The sequence below is a fragment of the Pseudomonas frederiksbergensis genome (genome assembly GCF_900105495.1).
GTDB classification, from domain to species: Bacteria; Pseudomonadota; Gammaproteobacteria; order Pseudomonadales; family Pseudomonadaceae; genus Aquipseudomonas; species Aquipseudomonas frederiksbergensis.
On sequence record NZ_FNTF01000002.1, the window covers coordinates 2,340,508 to 2,356,727 of the forward strand.

General features: G+C 57.8%; 17 protein-coding genes. 5 read left to right on the plus strand and 12 right to left on the minus strand.

Annotation, left to right across the window (positions count from 1 at the left end):
• Positions 1–27: 27 nt before the first annotated feature.
• The gene (locus BLW70_RS10990) at positions 28–630 is read left to right on the plus strand and encodes a peroxiredoxin (RefSeq protein ID WP_008155583.1); all 603 of its coding nucleotides are present in this window, start codon (positions 28–30) and stop codon (positions 628–630) included.
• A 75-nt stretch (positions 631–705) separates the two neighbouring features.
• Here BLW70_RS10990 and rnt read toward each other — a convergent pair whose 3' ends face one another.
• Positions 706–1,383: a ribonuclease T gene (gene rnt, locus BLW70_RS10995; protein WP_008155580.1), complete on the minus strand. Its 678-nt coding sequence runs from the start codon at positions 1,381–1,383 to the stop codon at positions 706–708.
• On the minus strand, positions 1,380–2,426 hold the full coding sequence (gene pyrC / locus BLW70_RS11000; RefSeq protein WP_008155578.1) for a dihydroorotase: 1,047 nt from the start codon (positions 2,424–2,426) through the stop codon (positions 1,380–1,382). The genes rnt and pyrC overlap by 4 nt, the downstream gene beginning before the upstream one ends.
• 159 nt (positions 2,427–2,585) lie before the next feature.
• On the opposite strand from pyrC, the gene BLW70_RS11005 reads away from it, so the two are divergent.
• Complete coding sequence (locus BLW70_RS11005; RefSeq protein ID WP_074874035.1) at positions 2,586–3,494, plus strand: flagellar protein MotY; 909 nt, start codon at positions 2,586–2,588, stop codon at positions 3,492–3,494.
• Between the two features lie 129 nt (positions 3,495–3,623).
• Positions 3,624–4,841 (plus strand): argininosuccinate synthase, encoded by a 1,218-nt coding sequence (locus BLW70_RS11010; protein ID WP_007898502.1) that lies wholly within the window; start codon positions 3,624–3,626, stop codon positions 4,839–4,841.
• Between the two features lie 149 nt (positions 4,842–4,990).
• On the opposite strand, the gene BLW70_RS11015 is transcribed toward BLW70_RS11010, so the two are convergent.
• On the minus strand, positions 4,991–5,623 hold the full coding sequence (locus BLW70_RS11015; protein WP_074874036.1) for a hypothetical protein: 633 nt from the start codon (positions 5,621–5,623) through the stop codon (positions 4,991–4,993).
• A 576-nt stretch (positions 5,624–6,199) separates the two neighbouring features.
• Here BLW70_RS11015 and BLW70_RS11020 point away from each other — a divergent pair.
• A complete protein-coding gene (locus BLW70_RS11020) occupies positions 6,200–6,826 on the plus strand; it encodes a response regulator transcription factor (protein WP_008155570.1) in 627 nt (208 codons plus the stop codon).
• An 83-nt stretch (positions 6,827–6,909) separates the two neighbouring features.
• On the opposite strand, the gene BLW70_RS11025 is transcribed toward BLW70_RS11020, so the two are convergent.
• The 8 genes from BLW70_RS11025 to metG all read right to left on the minus strand — a co-directional run bounded on the left by BLW70_RS11025 (position 6,910) and on the right by metG (position 13,797).
• A complete protein-coding gene (locus tag BLW70_RS11025) occupies positions 6,910–7,089 on the minus strand; it encodes a PA3496 family putative envelope integrity protein (RefSeq protein WP_007898493.1) in 180 nt (59 codons plus the stop codon).
• A gap of 106 nt (positions 7,090–7,195) precedes the next feature.
• On the minus strand, positions 7,196–7,834 hold the full coding sequence (gene nth / locus BLW70_RS11030; RefSeq protein ID WP_074874037.1) for an endonuclease III: 639 nt from the start codon (positions 7,832–7,834) through the stop codon (positions 7,196–7,198).
• 25 nt (positions 7,835–7,859) lie between these two features.
• Positions 7,860–8,447, minus strand: coding sequence for an Rnf-Nqr domain containing protein (locus BLW70_RS11035; protein WP_074874038.1), 588 nt, complete (start codon positions 8,445–8,447; stop codon positions 7,860–7,862).
• On the minus strand, positions 8,440–9,051 hold the full coding sequence (locus BLW70_RS11040) for an RnfABCDGE type electron transport complex subunit G (protein ID WP_074874039.1): 612 nt from the start codon (positions 9,049–9,051) through the stop codon (positions 8,440–8,442). Before BLW70_RS11040 ends, BLW70_RS11035 begins: the two co-directional genes overlap by 8 nt.
• The gene (locus BLW70_RS11045) at positions 9,048–10,040 is read right to left on the minus strand and encodes an RnfABCDGE type electron transport complex subunit D (protein ID WP_074874040.1); all 993 of its coding nucleotides are present in this window, start codon (positions 10,038–10,040) and stop codon (positions 9,048–9,050) included. Before BLW70_RS11045 ends, BLW70_RS11040 begins: the two co-directional genes overlap by 4 nt.
• A complete protein-coding gene (gene rsxB / locus BLW70_RS11050) occupies positions 10,027–11,037 on the minus strand; it encodes an electron transport complex subunit RsxB (protein ID WP_074874041.1) in 1,011 nt (336 codons plus the stop codon). Before rsxB ends, BLW70_RS11045 begins: the two co-directional genes overlap by 14 nt.
• Complete coding sequence (locus BLW70_RS11055; protein ID WP_074874042.1) at positions 11,034–11,603, minus strand: electron transport complex protein RnfA; 570 nt, start codon at positions 11,601–11,603, stop codon at positions 11,034–11,036. Before BLW70_RS11055 ends, rsxB begins: the two co-directional genes overlap by 4 nt.
• Before the next feature lie 142 nt (positions 11,604–11,745).
• Complete coding sequence (gene metG / locus BLW70_RS11060; protein ID WP_074874043.1) at positions 11,746–13,797, minus strand: methionine--tRNA ligase; 2,052 nt, start codon at positions 13,795–13,797, stop codon at positions 11,746–11,748.
• Positions 13,798–14,164: 367 nt separating this feature from the next.
• On the opposite strand from metG, the gene apbC reads away from it, so the two are divergent.
• A complete protein-coding gene (apbC, locus tag BLW70_RS11065; protein ID WP_074874044.1) occupies positions 14,165–15,259 on the plus strand; it encodes an iron-sulfur cluster carrier protein ApbC in 1,095 nt (364 codons plus the stop codon).
• A 69-nt stretch (positions 15,260–15,328) separates the two neighbouring features.
• On the opposite strand, the gene BLW70_RS11070 is transcribed toward apbC, so the two are convergent.
• Positions 15,329–16,087 carry an SDR family oxidoreductase gene (locus tag BLW70_RS11070; RefSeq protein ID WP_074874045.1) on the minus strand — a complete coding sequence of 253 codons (759 nt, stop codon included), beginning with the start codon at positions 16,085–16,087 and terminating at the stop codon, positions 15,329–15,331.
• Positions 16,088–16,220 lie beyond the last annotated feature (133 nt).

Sequence of the window (16,220 nt, forward strand, 5' to 3'; positions counted from 1 at the left end):
TCACGTTTTTACACCAGGAGATATCCAATGAGCGTACTCGTAGGCAAACAAGCCCCTGACTTCACCGTACCGGCTGTACTCGGCAATGGCGAAATCGTAGACAGCTTCACCCTGTCGTCGGCCATCAAAGGCAAATACGGCCTGGTGTTCTTCTACCCACTGGACTTTACCTTCGTTTGCCCGTCCGAGCTGATCGCTCTGGACAACCGCATGTCTGACTTCAAGGCACGCAACGTTGAAGTGATCGCCGTTTCGATCGACTCGCACTTCACCCACAACGCCTGGCGCAACACCCCGGTCAACAATGGTGGTATCGGCCAGGTCCGTTACACCATGGCTGCCGATATCAAGCAGGAAATCATGAAGGCTTACGACGTTCAGTCCGCTGACGGCGTAGCTTTCCGTGGTGCGTTCCTGATCGACGACAAAGGCGTTGTCCGCTCGCAGATCATCAACGACCTGCCGCTGGGCCGTAACATCGAAGAGCTGGTTCGTCTGGTCGACGCACTGCAATTCCACGAAGAGCACGGTGAAGTTTGCCCTGCCAACTGGAAAAAAGGCGACAAAGGCATGACCGCTTCCACCGAAGGTGTTGCGGCTTACCTGACCGAGCACGCTGCTGCGCTGTAAGGTACGTTTGAGGCATAAAAAAACCGGCCGTAGAGGCCGGTTTTTTTATGGGCGGGATAAATCCAGCGACCGGGATCAGTCGTTGAAGTCTTCCCAGCCGCCCATTTGTTTCCAGCGATTGACGATGCCGCAGAACAGCTCGGCGGTCTTCTCGGTGTCGTAGCGAGCCGAGTGGGCTTCACGACCGTCGAAGTCGATATCGGCGGCCTGACAGGCCTTGGCCAGCACGGTTTGGCCATAAGCCAGACCGGCCAGGGTCGCGGTATCGAAGCTTGAGAACGGGTGAAACGGATTACGTTTCATGTCCAGACGCGCGACAGCGGCGTTGAGGAAACCCAGGTCGAAGCTGCTGTTGTGCCCGACCAGAATCGCCCGTTTGCAGCCGTTGGCTTTCAGGGCCTTGCGGATGCCGCGGAAAATATCGGTCAGGGCCGTTTCTTCGCTCACCGCCATACGCAGCGGGTGATCGAGTTTGATCCCGGTGAATTCCAGCGCGGCCGCTTCAATGTTCGCGCCTTCAAAAGGCTCGACGCGGAAGAAATAGGTGTGATCGGGATACACAAACCCTTTTTCATCCATGGCGATAGTGGTTGCGGCAATTTCCAGCAAGGCGTCAGTGGCAGAGTTGAAACCACCGGTTTCAACGTCGACAACAACGGGCAGGTATCCACGGAAGCGCTCAGCCATCGGGTGGCGCGAACCACCTCCGCCGCCTTGACCGTCCTGTTCGTCGTCGAAATGGTCTTCACTCACGCGTGTTCCTCCAGCAGGCGCCAGCGCAGTTTTTCACCGGCGCGCAGCGGGATTACGGTCAGCTCGCCAAATGGCAGGCTGGTTGGGGCGGTCCACTCTTCGCGGACCAGGGTGATGCGATCGGTGTTCACCGGCAGGCCGTAGAAACGCGGTCCGTTCAGGCTGGCGAAGGCTTCGAGCTTGTCCAGCGCGTTGCGCTGTTCGAAGGCTTCGGCATACATCTCGATCGCTGCATAAGCGGTGTAGCAACCGGCGCAGCCGCAAGCGGCTTCTTTGGCGTGCTGGGCATGGGGCGCCGAGTCGGTGCCGAGGAAGAACTTGTCGCTGCCGCTGGTGGCGGCGTCGAGCAGGGCTTCCTGATGGGTGTTGCGCTTGAGGATCGGCAGGCAATAGAAGTGCGGCCGAATCCCGCCCACCAGCATGTGGTTGCGGTTGTACAGCAGGTGATGCGCGGTGATGGTCGCGCCTACATTGGCCGAAGCCTCGTTGACGAACTGCACGGCGTCGGCGGTGGTGATGTGTTCGAACACCACTTTGAGGCTAGGGAAGCGCTCGACCACACGACGCATGTGCTCATCGATGAAGATTTTTTCGCGATCGAACACGTCGACATCGCCACGGGTGACTTCACCGTGAACCAGCAAGGGCATCCCGACTTCGGCCATGGCCTCGAGTGCAGGGAAAATCTTGTCGATGCTGGTGACACCAGAGTCCGAGTTGGTGGTCGCGCCGGCCGGGTACAGCTTGGCGGCGTGAATGAAGCCGCTGGCCTTGGCCTCGCGAATTTCTTCGGGCTGGGTGCGGTCGGTCAGGTACAGCACCATCAACGGTTCGAAGCGGCTGCCAGCCGGGCGTGCAGCGAGAATCCGCTGGCGATAGCCGTCGGCTTCAGCGGTGTTACGCACCGGAGGTACCAGGTTGGGCATGATGATGGCGCGACCAAAGGTGCGCGCGACATCCGCGACTGTATTGGGCAACACAGCACCATCGCGAAGATGAATATGCCAGTCGTCGGGACGCAGCAGGGTCAGGCGGTCGGACATGAGGGGATTCCAGGCGGGTCAAACTGAGGGGAATGCTACCGGAAAAGACTCTTCCAGGCACTCGCTATCAAGTTTTGCAGGAAGCTTCCGATATCCAACAGGTATGCCGTAAACATCTGTGTGTCGGTCTTTTTGTTGTAGAAGCCAGTGGAGCCTTCCGTGCGCCAGCGTTATTTAGCCTTGCTCAGTGTGTTTGCCAGCCTTCCTGCGATGGCGCTCACTTTCCAGACCCGTCTGGAGAGCATTGAGTGGACGGTCGAAGGAGACAAGTTCGAATGTCGTCTGACTCAGCCGATCACTGATTTTGGTTCGGGTGAGTTCGTGCGCCGTGCGGGTGAGCAAGCGACGTTCCGTCTGAAGGCCTATAACGCGATGATCGGCGGTGGTTCGGCCACCCTGCTGGCGGCGGCTGCCCCTTGGCAGCCGGGGCGCGGCGACATCAACCTCGGTTCTGTGCGAATTGGCAGCGGCAATGTGTTGTTCAACAGCTCGCAAGTTCAGGCCGGCCGCTTGATCAGTGGCCTGTTGGATGGCCGAAGTCCGGTCGTTCGACATCACTCGGGCGATGGTCGAGTGTCAGAAGTGCGTCTGTTGCCCGTCAAGTTCAGCCAGGCATTTAATGATTATCAGGGCTGCGTGGCGAAGCTGCTGCCGAAGAATTTCGAGCAGGTTAAACAGTCGCAGATTGGCTTCCCCGGCGAAGGCATGGATCTGGACGCGCAGGCCAAGGCGCAATTACAAGTGATGCTGGAGTTCATGAAGGCTGATCCGACGGTCAACCACATCGAGCTCGATGGCCACTCCGATAACAGCGGCAACCGCCTGACCAATCGGGATTTGTCGCGACGTCGGGCCCTGGCAGTCATGGAATTCTTCAAGGCCAACGGCATTCAGGAGTCGCAGATCACCGTGCGTTTTCATGGTGAGCGTTATCCATTGGCGCCCAATACCAACTCCGCTAACAGGGCGAAGAACCGTCGGGTCAACGTGCACCTCGCGCGGGTTGCGCCCACCGAGAAACCGGCCCCTCAGGCCACGGCATCGGCGAGTGCCGCCTCGACCTCCTGAACCCGCTGTTTTCGTCGCTCACTCGACATAATCTGTCGCTTCGTCGTCATAAGCTGTCGCGCCTCTGTAAATTGCCCTGCATGAGCGGTAGACTTGGCGGCTTTCCGTAGAACCCCGTGGAGTGATGGCATGGCGGACGTAAACAAGGTCGTTCTGGCGTATTCCGGCGGCCTGGACACTTCGGTGATCCTCAAGTGGCTGCAGGATACTTATAACTGTGAAGTCGTGACCTTCACCGCTGACCTGGGTCAGGGCGAAGAAGTCGAACCTGCACGCGCCAAGGCACAGGCCATGGGCGTGAAAGAGATCTACATCGACGACTTGCGCGAAGAATTCGTGCGCGATTTCGTTTTCCCGATGTTCCGCGCCAACACCGTTTACGAAGGCGAGTACCTGCTGGGTACTTCCATCGCTCGTCCGTTGATCGCCAAGCGCTTGATCGAAATCGCCAACGAAACCGGCGCGGATGCCATTTCCCACGGTGCCACCGGCAAGGGCAACGACCAGGTTCGTTTCGAACTGGGCGCCTACGCCTTGAAACCAGGTGTGAAAGTGATTGCTCCGTGGCGCGAATGGGACCTGCTCTCCCGTGAAAAGCTGATGGATTATGCTGAAAAGCACAACATCCCGATCGAGCGTCACGGCAAGAAAAAATCCCCGTACTCGATGGATGCCAACCTGCTGCACATCTCCTATGAAGGCGGCGTGCTGGAAGACACCTGGACCGAGCACGAAGAAGACATGTGGAAATGGACCGTCTCCCCGGAGAAGGCTCCAGATAAAGCGCAATACCTGGAACTGACCTACCGCAACGGCGACATCGTGGCACTGGACGGCGTCGAAATGACCCCGGCTACTGTGCTGGCGACCCTGAACCGTATCGGTGGCGAACACGGTATCGGCCGTCTCGACATCGTCGAGAACCGTTACGTGGGCATGAAGTCCCGCGGCTGCTACGAAACCCCAGGCGGCACCATTATGCTGCGCGCCCACCGAGCGATCGAATCGATCACCCTGGACCGCGAAGTGGCTCACCTCAAAGACGAGCTGATGCCTAAATACGCCAGCCTGATCTACACCGGTTACTGGTGGAGCCCTGAGCGTCTAATGCTGCAACAGATGATCGATGCGTCCCAGGCTCACGTGAACGGCGTTGTGCGCCTGAAGCTGTACAAGGGCAACGTGATCGTCACTGGTCGCAAGTCCGACGAATCGTTGTTCGATGCCAATATTGCGACCTTCGAAGAAGATGGCGGCGCCTACAACCAGGCCGACGCGGCGGGCTTCATCAAGCTCAACGCGTTGCGCATGCGTATTGCGGCGAACAAAGGCCGGAAGCTTTTCTGAGACCTTTCAAACCGTAGAGTTGTGGCCTTGTCGGTGACAAGGCCACAATTTCTGAATAGGGGGATTTTCCTGCGGACATCATGTTCAGCGCTCTTTTTGTCTCTGTAATACCTTCCTTCTGATTCCTCTTTCTGAATGCTCTTCAAGCGTTACCTGCTGCGTGTCAGGTAAAAAGAATGATCAAGAATCGTCAGACCGCGTGAATTCAAATTGTAGGCAATGCAAAGTGTTGAGCCGTTGCGATTTTTTGCCTGTCTTGATTGCTTGGTTGCGCTTTCCTTCAGTAGTGCCTCTGATTCAGTACAAGTGAGAAATATGATCACTTGTGCAGGACTTCCCTGTGGGTGCCGGTTTTTTTCGATCCAGGCGCCGAATTCCGTTTTCTTGTTTAGCCACCGCGCATCGACGATGTGCAGGTTTTGCAACTGCTCGGCCAGACTCACGTGCTGAAGAGCCGAAAGGCCCGAATGAATATCGATTCGGGGGGGAGGGTCCTTCAGGTTATCGGGCCGCTGACCACGTTCAGCATTGTCCATCACTTTTATAAATTGCTTTCCCTTGCTGTAATCGGAGGGCGCGTACAGCGACCGGTAGTTGAAGTTTAGTGTGGCGAAGAAAAGAAAAAGCAAATAAAAAGGAAAACTGATCAGGAACCAGACATAGAGTTCCCGCTCCTTATTGTCTAGAAAGGGCAGCGAGACGGCGGCGGATGTTTCAGAAATGGCGGCGAATATCGCAATGACTGTCATGGGGTTTATGATTTTTTTCTTTTGTTTGTTCATGTTTTCTGCTCATGGAAGTATTATCTTTTCTCGATTGATTAGTGTTTTTAGTTTGATATTTATAACGAATAGTTGGAATTTATGTTGGCGCGGAACTCCTTTTAGTGTTGGGTTTGAATAGTATGATAGTAGCGTTATTGTATGCGGGTCGGGTATCTCTGTTCCTGGTGTTTTAAGTAGTGTTGCGTTAAATGTATTTTTTAAGTGTTGCCTTGTGTGATTTTTTTCTTGTTCCTTTTTATGTGGTTTTTGTCGGGTAAAATCGAAAGTGGTAAATATCAGTTACTTTTAAGGGTAGCTCAATAGCCAGAGTTCGTTTGATCGCTTGCGGCGAATCCTCTTGTTCATGTTTCTGGTTGTAAATGGAAACAAAAAAATTGCGGATAATCGAAATGTTTTCAGGTTGATAAAATTTTTCCTCTCACGATATTTTCTGAAAATTTGTAAGACAATTCCCTAATATCTGTAGGGAATGTCTCTCGGTGTGGGTGGCCGAGGGGGGCGGCATGCCATGGGGGAAACGACTAGGCTATTGTGCGGGCTCTAAAAATTCGAACAGCGAAATTGGACTTGCCCATGAATAAAGTGCTGATCGTGGATGATCACCCTGTCATTCGTCTTGCGGTGCGTATGCTAATGGAACGTCATGGCTACGAAGTCATTGCAGAGACAGACAATGGCGTGGATGCGTTGCAACTTGCCCGTGAGCATATGCCGGATATTGTCATCCTGGATATTGGAATACCGAAACTTGATGGATTGGAAGTCATCGCGCGTCTGACCTCGACAGCAATGCCCATGAAGGTACTGATATTAACTTCCCAGGCGCCAGGGCATTTTTCAATGCGCTGCATGCAATCCGGTGCCGCCGGGTATGTTTGCAAACAACAAGATCTCACTGAGTTGCTCAGTGCAATAAAGGCAGTATTGTCGGGCTACAGTTACTTTCCGAATCAAGCCTTGCATACTGTGCGTTCAAGTTTGGGGAACGCCAGTGAAGCCGATATGGTCGATCGACTGTCGGGACGGGAAATGATGGTTTTGCAGCAATTGGCTCGAGGCAAGACCAACAAGGAAATCGCCGACGGAATGTTCCTCAGCAACAAGACCGTCAGCACTTACAAGACTCGTCTGTTGTTGAAGCTCAATGCCCGCTCCCTGGTCGACCTGATCGAATTGGCTCAACGCAATGGTCTGGTGTGACCGCCTCGGCGTTTGACGAGGCGCGAGGGGGATCCAGCGGCGACACTTAGTAAAAAGCCTCCGTTTCGGGAGGCTTTTAGGTGTCATAGGTCAAAATCGTAATCGGCCAATTGCTTTTGCAGTCGGCGCTCCTCCAGCAGGTTATCGATGGTACGGCGTTTGCTCAGGTTGGTCTTCGCCACTTCAACCACCGGTTCAGCATCATCAGCCTCAACAGGGGTGAAGTCGTCTTCTACGTCCAATTGCTCTTTGCCAGTGCTCATAGTGTTACTCCAGGCTAAGGCTGCCTTTGGCGCTCCTTATATCGATAATCTCCCGGCGGGTAAAAAAGATTTTTTCAATCGATAAATCAAAAAACCTAATAGCGCCTCAATCGTCCGACGTCTTGTGCTTGTATTCGCACAAATCTTCAATCCGGCAACTGCCGCAGCGAGGCTTGCGGGCAAGGCAAACGTAGCGTCCGTGAAGGATCAGCCAGTGATGGGAATCCAGCAGGTATTCCTTCGGCACGAACTTCATCAGTTTTTGTTCAACCTCGACCACATTTTTCCCTGGCGCAATGCCGGTACGGTTGCTGACCCGGAAAATATGCGTGTCCACGGCCATGGTCAGCTGGCGGAATGCGGTATTGAGCACCACGTTGGCAGTCTTGCGGCCGACGCCGGGTAACGCTTCCAGCTCTTCACGGGTTTGCGGCACTTCGCCCCCATGACGTTCGATCAGTAAGCGACAGGTCTCGATCACGTTTTTCGCTTTGCTGTTGAACAGGCCGATGGTCTTGATGTATTCCGACAGTCCCTCGACCCCCAAGGCATAAATTGCAGCCGGTGTATTGGCTACCGGGTAGAGCTTGGCGGTGGCCTTATTGACGCCGACATCGGTCGACTGTGCCGAGAGGATCACGGATATCAGCAATTCGAACGGCGAGGAGTAGGCCAGTTCGGTCTTCGGCTCCGGGTTGTCTTCGTGAAATCGGCGAAAAATTTCCAGGCGTTTTGCGGCATTCATGGGCAGTGAATTTCCTCGAAGGCGGTCAGTGTGAAGGCGTCGAGCGGGTCCAGGCCTGACGTGCGGCGATCAGCAGTCCCAGCAGTATGAATCCGCCAGGGGCCAGGGTGACCAGGCGCAAGCCGCCGTCGGCAGTGAGCACCCAGCCTTGCCAGTCCGTTTGTGCGGTGCCTGCCAGCCATGGCAGATGGCTGCCGAGTGTCCCGCTGCCGATGAGTTCGCGCAGCAAGCCAAGGCCCACCATCAACGCGCCGAACAGGCCACTCAGGCGCAGGCGATCACGCCAGGTACTCTGGTGAAAACCGGTGTGTTCCAGCACAACGCATTGCAAGGCAATCAACCCTGCATAGAACCCAACATGCTGGTGCCATTGCAGCGACCAGACTTGCGCGGCGAGTTCGATGCAGCTGGTCAGTGCGGCGGCCAGCAGGATGCTGGCAAGCAGACGTGTCTCTGGGACAAGTCGGGGTCGCAAGGCGCCCATGCTCACTCCAAAGGCACTGATCGCCACGATGAACATCAACCACAAGCCCAGGGCGGACACCAATGAATCCGTGGCACCGATCAGCGGCGCAAGCATCAGTGAATTGTGCAGCGTCGAGGACTTATTCATGAGTGCTGCTCCCAATCAACTGTCGCTGATGTTCGTCGAAATAGCGCAACGCGTCATGGATAGCGTTGATGACCGCTCTCGAAGTGATGGTCGCCCCCGCCATTTGATCGAATTGCCCCTGATCCTTTTTCAACGCCCAGCCATTGTCGGAAGGTTCGCTTCGGGACTTTCCGGAAAAAGCCTGAAGCCAGGTATTGGGCCAGTCGGCGAGTCGACCGCCCAGCCCCGGAGTTTCCGATTGCCTCAGCGTTTTGACGCCGAGCACTTTGCCGTTTGCGCCGATAGCGATCAGCAATTCAATGGAACCTTCGTAACCCAGGGTCTGGCTGCGCAGCAACACCGCGCTGGTCTGGCCTGTCTTGGTCGCCAGGTAGCCACCCAGCAGCGTGCTGTTGGCCAACCCGGTATTTTCCAGGGCAAGTGGTTGGTCCAGCGGCTGATTGTCGTAGCTTCCAGCAGGGAGCAAGTCCAGCAGGTTACGACTGTCGATCAGGCGCTGTTCGGCCGCAATGCGCGGCGCGCTGGTGTGCTGCACGAGGTAAGTCGCGCCAATCCCCAAGGCTGCCAGCACCACCAGGATCACAACACTCGACGTCCGGCTCATGGCGCACCCCGTTCCAGTCTGGAAGCGGCAAACCGCTCCAGCGCCGGCACACAGAGGTTCATCAACAGGACGGCAAAGGCGACGCCGTCCGGATAGCCACCCCAGGTACGAATCAGATACGTCAGCAGCCCGACGCCCACGCCAAACAGCAGTCGCGCGCTGGGGCTTTTTGCGCCGGACACCGGTTCCGTGACGATGAAGAATGCGCCCAGCATGCTCGCGCCAGTGAGCAGATGAAACAGCGGCGAACCGTGGGAGTCGGAGCCCGAGCCGTTCCAGCACAGCAGGCTGATGATGAACAGGCTGGCGAGCATGCCGACCGGCGCATGCCAGCTGAACACCCGTCGTTGCAGCAGAAACGCACCGCCCGCCAGAAAGGCCAGGTTGACCCATTCCATGCCTCGGCCGCCGAAATGACCGAACGCCGGGTTGGCGGTAAACAGTTCATCCATCGTCAGGCTTTTGTTGATCCGCAGGCTGTCCAGCGCCGTGGCCTGGACCCAGGCATCCGGAGCCTGGCTGAGGCTGAACCCGAACACCTGCTGCAAACCGCCGATCAGGTCCAGTCCATGGGACGACGGCCAGAGGGTCATCTGTTGGGGAAAGGTCACCAGCACCAGGGCGAAGCCCAGCATTGCCGGGTTGAACGGGTTCTTGCCAACGCCGCCGTACAGGTGTTTGCCAAATACCATCGCGCACGCTGCGGCGAAGACCGTCAGCCACCACGGGCAATACGGCGGCAGGGCCAGCGCCAACAGCGTCGCGCTGACCAGTGCGCTGCCGTCGCTCAAGGTTGGCTTGAGCGCCTGCTTGCGCAAGCGCAACACGGCCGCTTCAACGGCCAGTGCGGTAACACCCGTCAGAACCAGGTTGATCAACACGCCCCAGCCATACAGCCAGAAAAACACCAGCAGCCCCGGCACGGTGGCCAGCAATACCAGCTTCATGGCTTGCTGAAGGCGCTCATCGACCGATTCAAGGGGCGGCATAGGCATCCACCTGACGCTCGGCTTCATTTACCGCCAGTTCCAGGGCTTCAATCTGCTCAGCCGGCGCTTTGCTGGCCTGGGCTTTCTTGAGTTCGGTGCGGCGCATGGCCAACTGGATCTTTGCCCGATTCAGCTGCGCATTTTTCGCCGGAACGACGGGGGCCGCGGCTGGCGGTGCAGCACTTTCCAGTTTCGCCAACGCCTGTTCGGCAGCCTCGAATTGCTGTTGCAAGACGATCAGTTGCGACTGCTGTTCGAAGGTCGGCGGATGCCCGAAGGCCTTGAGTGACTTGTTCAGTTGCGCCCGACTCATCGCCAGATCGATCTTGGCCTTTTTCAACGCCGCATCGGCATTGGCTGCCTTCTGTACACGGACACGCTCAAGAGCGGCTTGAACCGGGTCGAGTGTCGCTACCTCACTGTGCTGGGCGGCGCGCTGGGCCCGGGCCTGACGCTCGGCGATTTTCTGTTCTTCTTCGCGATGCAGGCGCGCGTTGCGCTGTTCGAATCGCTGCCGTGCGTGATTGCGTTTGGCCGTCCGGGCGCGTTGCTCCTCAAGGCTGAACGCCAGACCGCCGACAACCGGCAGCACCGTGTCCAGCGGCAATGGCCGCATCTCGATGCAATCCACCGGGCAGGGCGCCACGCACAAGTCGCAACCGGTGCATTCATCGATGATCACCGTGTGCATCAATTTCGCCGCGCCGACAATGGCATCCACAGGGCATGCCTGGATGCACTTGGTGCAACCAATACACTCCGCTTCACGAATATAGGCGATCTGCGCCGGGGCCGAACCGCGACTGACGTCCAGTTCCAGCACTGGCACTTTCAACAGCTCGGCCAGGGCCGCGATGGTCTCGCTGCCGCCGGGCGGGCATTTGTTGATCGGTTCGCCATTGGCAATGCCTTCGGCGTACGGTTTGCATCCGGGGTGGCCGCACTTGCCGCATTGGGTCTGCGGCAACAGGGCGTCGATGCGTTGAATCAGACTCATGTTTTGATCAGTCCGCTGAATCCGAGAAAGGCCACTGCTATCAGTCCAGCGCCGATCAGGTCGATGGGCAGGCCGCGAAAGGGCAGGGGGATATCATTTTCGAGGGTGCGTTGGCGCAAGTCGCTGAACAGGCTCAGTACCAGCCAGAACCCCAGCCCGGCGCCCAGGCTCAGGGCCACGGCGTGGAAGAAGCCTTTGTCGTCCTGAGCATTGAGCAGCGTCAAGCCGAGTACGCCGGCGTTGCCCAGCAGCAGGGGCCAGAGGCCATTGAACGCAAATTTTGGAAGTGACCGGGAAAGCACTTTCAGCAGCGGGCCAATCAGCAGAACGCTTAATGGCAGGAAGACAAAAAGGCGCAGCGACGTCAGCTCCAGCGGGACCAGCAACCAACGGTAGGCCACGTAGCCCAGCGTGCCGACGATCAGCATCAAACACGTGGTCGCAAGGCCCAATGCGTGAACTTGCCGATGCTCGTTGCCCAGCAGCGGATCGACGCCCAGCGGCCAGTGCAACACGAGGTTGTTGATCAGGGCAGTGCTGATAAGCGTAAGAAGCAATTCGGTCATGGTCGTGCCGGCAAGAACGGGGCTTTTTAACGGAGCGGTCTAAAAAGCTTAGGCATTATCCGGCAAGGACGGAGGGTGGGCCAGACATGAAAATCCCACAGTCGCGCCAGGCACGACTGTGGGATTGGTTTACCGCACAGCCTTACTTGATGCGCTGGCCTGGCTTGGCGCCGCTGTCAGGGCTGAGCAGGTAGATTTCTTCACCGCCAGGGCCGGCCGCCATCACCATGCCTTCGGAGATGCCGAACTTCATTTTCCGGGGCTTGAGGTTGGCGATCATCATGGTCAGGCGACCATTGAGCTTGGACGGATCCGGATAAGCGCTCTTGATCCCGGAGAACACGTTGCGTTGCTCGTCACCGATGTCCAGGGTCAGGCGCAGCAGTTTGTCGGCACCTTCCACGTGTTCGGCCTTGAGGATCAGGGCGACGCGCAGGTCGATAGCGGCAAAGGTATCGAACTCGATTTCCGGTGACAGCGGATCCTTGGCCAGTTCGCCATTGCCGGCAGGTGCAGCATCGCCGGTGTCGGTAGCGCTGGCGGTCAGGTCTTCTTTCGAGGCGTCGCTCATGGCTTGCACTTTTACCGGGTCGATACGGGTCATCAACGGTTTGAACTCGTTCAGTTGATGGTTGCTGAGCAAGGTCGCGTGGTCGTCCCAGGTCAGCGGCGCGACGTTCAGGAACGCCTCGGCGTCGGCGGCCAGCAGCGGCAGCACCGGCTTGAGGAAAATCACCAGCTGGCGGAACAGGTTGACGCCCAGGGCGCAGATGGCCTGGACTTCGTCTTGCTTGCCTTCTTGTTTGTTCAGCGACCACGGCGCCTTGTCGGCAATCCAGGCATTGGCACGGTCGGCCAGGCCCATGATCTCGCGCATGGCGCGGGCGAAGTCGCGAGCCTCGTAGGCTTCGGCGATGCTCGGCGCTGCGGCGAGGAACGCTTCGGTCAGTTCCGGCGCGGCATTGCCCGCCACCAGTACACCGGCGTTGCCTTTATGGATGAAACCGGCGCAACGGCTGGCAATGTTGACGACTTTGCCGACCAGATCGGAATTGACCTTCTGCACGAAGTCTTCGAGGTTCAGGTCCAGGTCATCGACGCCACGGCTCAGCTTGGCCGCGTAGTAGTAACGCAGGTATTCCGGCGACAGGTGGTCGAGATAGGTCCGGGCCTTGATGAAGGTGCCGCGGGATTTGGACATTTTCTGACCGTTGACGGTCAGGTAGCCGTGTACGTTGATACCGGTCGGTTTACGGAAACCGGCGCCTTCGAGCATGGCTGGCCAGAACAGGGCGTGGAAGTTGACGATGTCCTTGCCGATGAAATGGTACAGCTCGGCGGTGGAATCCTTGCCCCAGAACGCGTCGAAGTCCAGTTCCGGCGTGCGGTCGCAAAGGTTCTTGAAGCTGGCCATGTAGCCGATCGGCGCATCCAGCCAGACGTAGAAGTACTTGCCTGGCTCGTCGGGGATTTCGAAACCGAAGTACGGCGCATCACGGGAGATGTCCCACTGTTGCAGGCCGGCGTCCAGCCATTCGGCGATTTTGTTCGCCACGGCTTCTTGCAGGGTACCGCTGCGGGTCCAGGCTTGCAGCATTTCCTGGAAGTCCGGCAGTTTGAAGAAGAAGTGCTGGGAATCCTTGAGCACCGGAGTGGCGCCGGAGATCGCCGACTTTGGATCCTTCAGGTCGGTTGGCGCGTAGGTCGCACCGCATTTTTCGCAGTTGTCGCCGTACTGGTCTTCGGTGCCGCATTTCGGGCAGGTGCCCTTGATGAAGCGGTCGGCCAGGAACATTTTCTTTTCCGGGTCGAAGTACTGAGTGATCGAGCGCGTGGCAATGTGCCCGGCGTCGCGCAGCTTCAGGTAGATCTGGCTCGACAGCTCACGGTTTTCTTCGGCGTGAGTGGAGTGGAAGTTGTCGAAGTCCACCAGGAACTCGGCAAAGTCGGCGCTGTGTTCAGCCTGGACGTTGGCGATCAGTTGTTCCGGGGTGATGCCTTCCTTTTCCGCGCGCAACATGATGGCCGAACCGTGGGCGTCGTCGGCGCAGACATAAATGCATTGATTGCCGCGGTGCTTCTGGAAGCGCACCCACATATCGGTCTGGATGTATTCCAGCATGTGGCCAAGATGGATCGAACCATTGGCATAGGGCAGGGCGCTGGTGACGAGGATCTTGCGTGGCTCGGACATGGGGCTCGGCTACTTGATGAAACGGAGGTCGGCCACTATAAAGCGCTGGCGTATATTTTTCACCCTTCGGGCCTGTTTCCGAATGCATCGCCTCTGAAAAGAGTGGTGATGAGTTTGCTTGGTGCAGGTGGGCTTTTGTGGCGAGGGAGCTTGCTCCCGCTGGGTGGCGAAGCCGCCCCAACCCCTGTAACCCGGTTCCGACAGAAGGATCGCATCAACTTGATTACGACTGCTGCGCAGCCGAGCGGGAGCAAGCTCCCTCGCCACCAGGATGTGTTTGCCACAAATCATCGTGGGGCATGCCGTCTATGATGTAGAACGGTTAGGATACCCGCCTGATTTTTCAGTCTTGCTATCGGAGTTGCCCATGAGCGCCGTCAATCGCGCAGCGGTGGAAGCCGTCCTTCGCCAATACACCGACCCTTACCTGAACCTGGACCCGGTCAGCGCCGGGTGCGTTCGCAGCATCGACATTCAGGGTGATCGCGTCAGCGTCCAGTTGGAGCTGGGTTATGCCGCCGGCCTGTTCAAGAGTGGCTGGGCGCAGTTGCTGCAAATGGCCATTGAAGGGCTGGACGGCGTGACCATCGCTCGCGTCGAGATCACCAGTGTCATTGCCGCACACAAGGCTCAAGCGCAGATCCCGGGCCTGGCCAACGTCAAGAACGTGGTCGCCGTGGCGTCCGGCAAGGGCGGTGTGGGTAAATCGACGACCGCCGCCAACCTGGCCCTGGCCCTGGCCCGCGAAGGCGCCAAGGTCGGGATTCTCGACGCGGATATCTACGGTCCGAGCCAAGGCATCATGTTCGGCATCCCTGAAGGCACCCGGCCCCAGGTCAAGGATCAGAAGTGGTTCATTCCGATCGAGTCCCATGGTGTCGAAGTCATGTCCATGGCGTTCCTGACTGACGACAACACGCCGATGGTCTGGCGCGGACCGATGGTTTCCGGCGCCTTGTTGCAACTGGTCACTCAAACCGCCTGGGGCGACCTGGATTACCTGGTCATCGACATGCCGCCAGGCACCGGCGACATCCAGCTGACCCTGGCGCAGAAAGTCCCGGTAGCCGGCGCGGTGATCGTTACCACGCCGCAAGACCTGGCATTGCTGGACGCACGCAAGGGCGTGGAGATGTTCCGCAAGGTCAACATTCCGGTGCTGGGCGTAGTGGAAAACATGGCCGTGCACATCTGCTCCAACTGCGGGCATGCCGAGCATCTGTTCGGTGAGGGCGGTGGTGTGAAGCTGGCCAACCAGTACGGCGTCGAGCTGCTGGCTTCGTTGCCGCTGGCGATGGCCATCCGCGAACAGGCCGACGGCGGCAAGCCAACGGTGATCGCCGAGCCCGACAGCCCGATTGCAATGGTTTACCAGGAACTGGCCCGCCATGTCGGCGCGCGGATCGTGTTGCAGGAAGCGGTATCGCCCGCGATGCCCAATATCACCATCAGCGACGATTAATTCACTGAAGGAATGCAATCCCCTGTGGGAGCGAGCAAGCCCGCTCCCACATTTGTTTTGTGTCGGGATTTAGATCCGCAACCCGCCATCCAGCTCCAGAATCCGACCGCTGATGTAGTCGTTCTCGAAGATGTACGCCGCCGAATGGGCGATCTCTTCAGGCGTGCCCATGCGCTTGAGTGGAATCACTGACGTTATCTTCTCCAGCGCCTCAGGCTTCATGCTCAGCGTCATTTCGGTTTCGATAAAACCCGGTGCAATGCCTGCCACGCGAATACCGTAGCGTGCCAATTCCTTCGCCCAGGTCACGGTCATCGCAGCGACACCGGCTTTGGCGGCGGAGTAGTTGGTCTGGCCGGCGTTGCCCGCACGGGAGATCGACGAGATATTAATGATCGTGCCGCTGTTGTTCAGCTCGATCATTTTGGCCGCGACTTCACGGGTGCACAGGAACACCCCCGTCAGATTGACGTCAATGACCGACTGCCACTGGGCCAGGCTCATCTTGGTCATCTCGCCGTCCTTGACCTTGATGAGCAAGCCATCGCGCAGGATCCCGGCGTTGTTGATCAGGCCATGGATCGCACCGAAGTCTTCGGCCACCTGGGCGACCATATGCGTCACTTGCTCTTCATTGGCGACATTGCACAGATAAGCGCGAGCCTCGACGCCTTTGGCCTTGCAAGCGACGACGGTGTCGTCGAGCTTTTCCTGGTTCAGGTCCACCAGCGCCAGCTTCGCGCCTTTACCGGCGAAATACTCGGCCATGGAACGGCCTAAACCCTGGCAACCGCCCGTGATAATGATTACTTTGTCAGTGAGTTGCATTCGCATGCCCCAATAGCAGGTCAGAGGTGTGGTTTCCTTTTAGAGAGTAGCCTCTCGATCTGCACCTGATGCGGCCTGGCTGCACATGAGAACTGCCCCGATAGCGCTCTGGAACTTATCCCAGGCGCCTGTC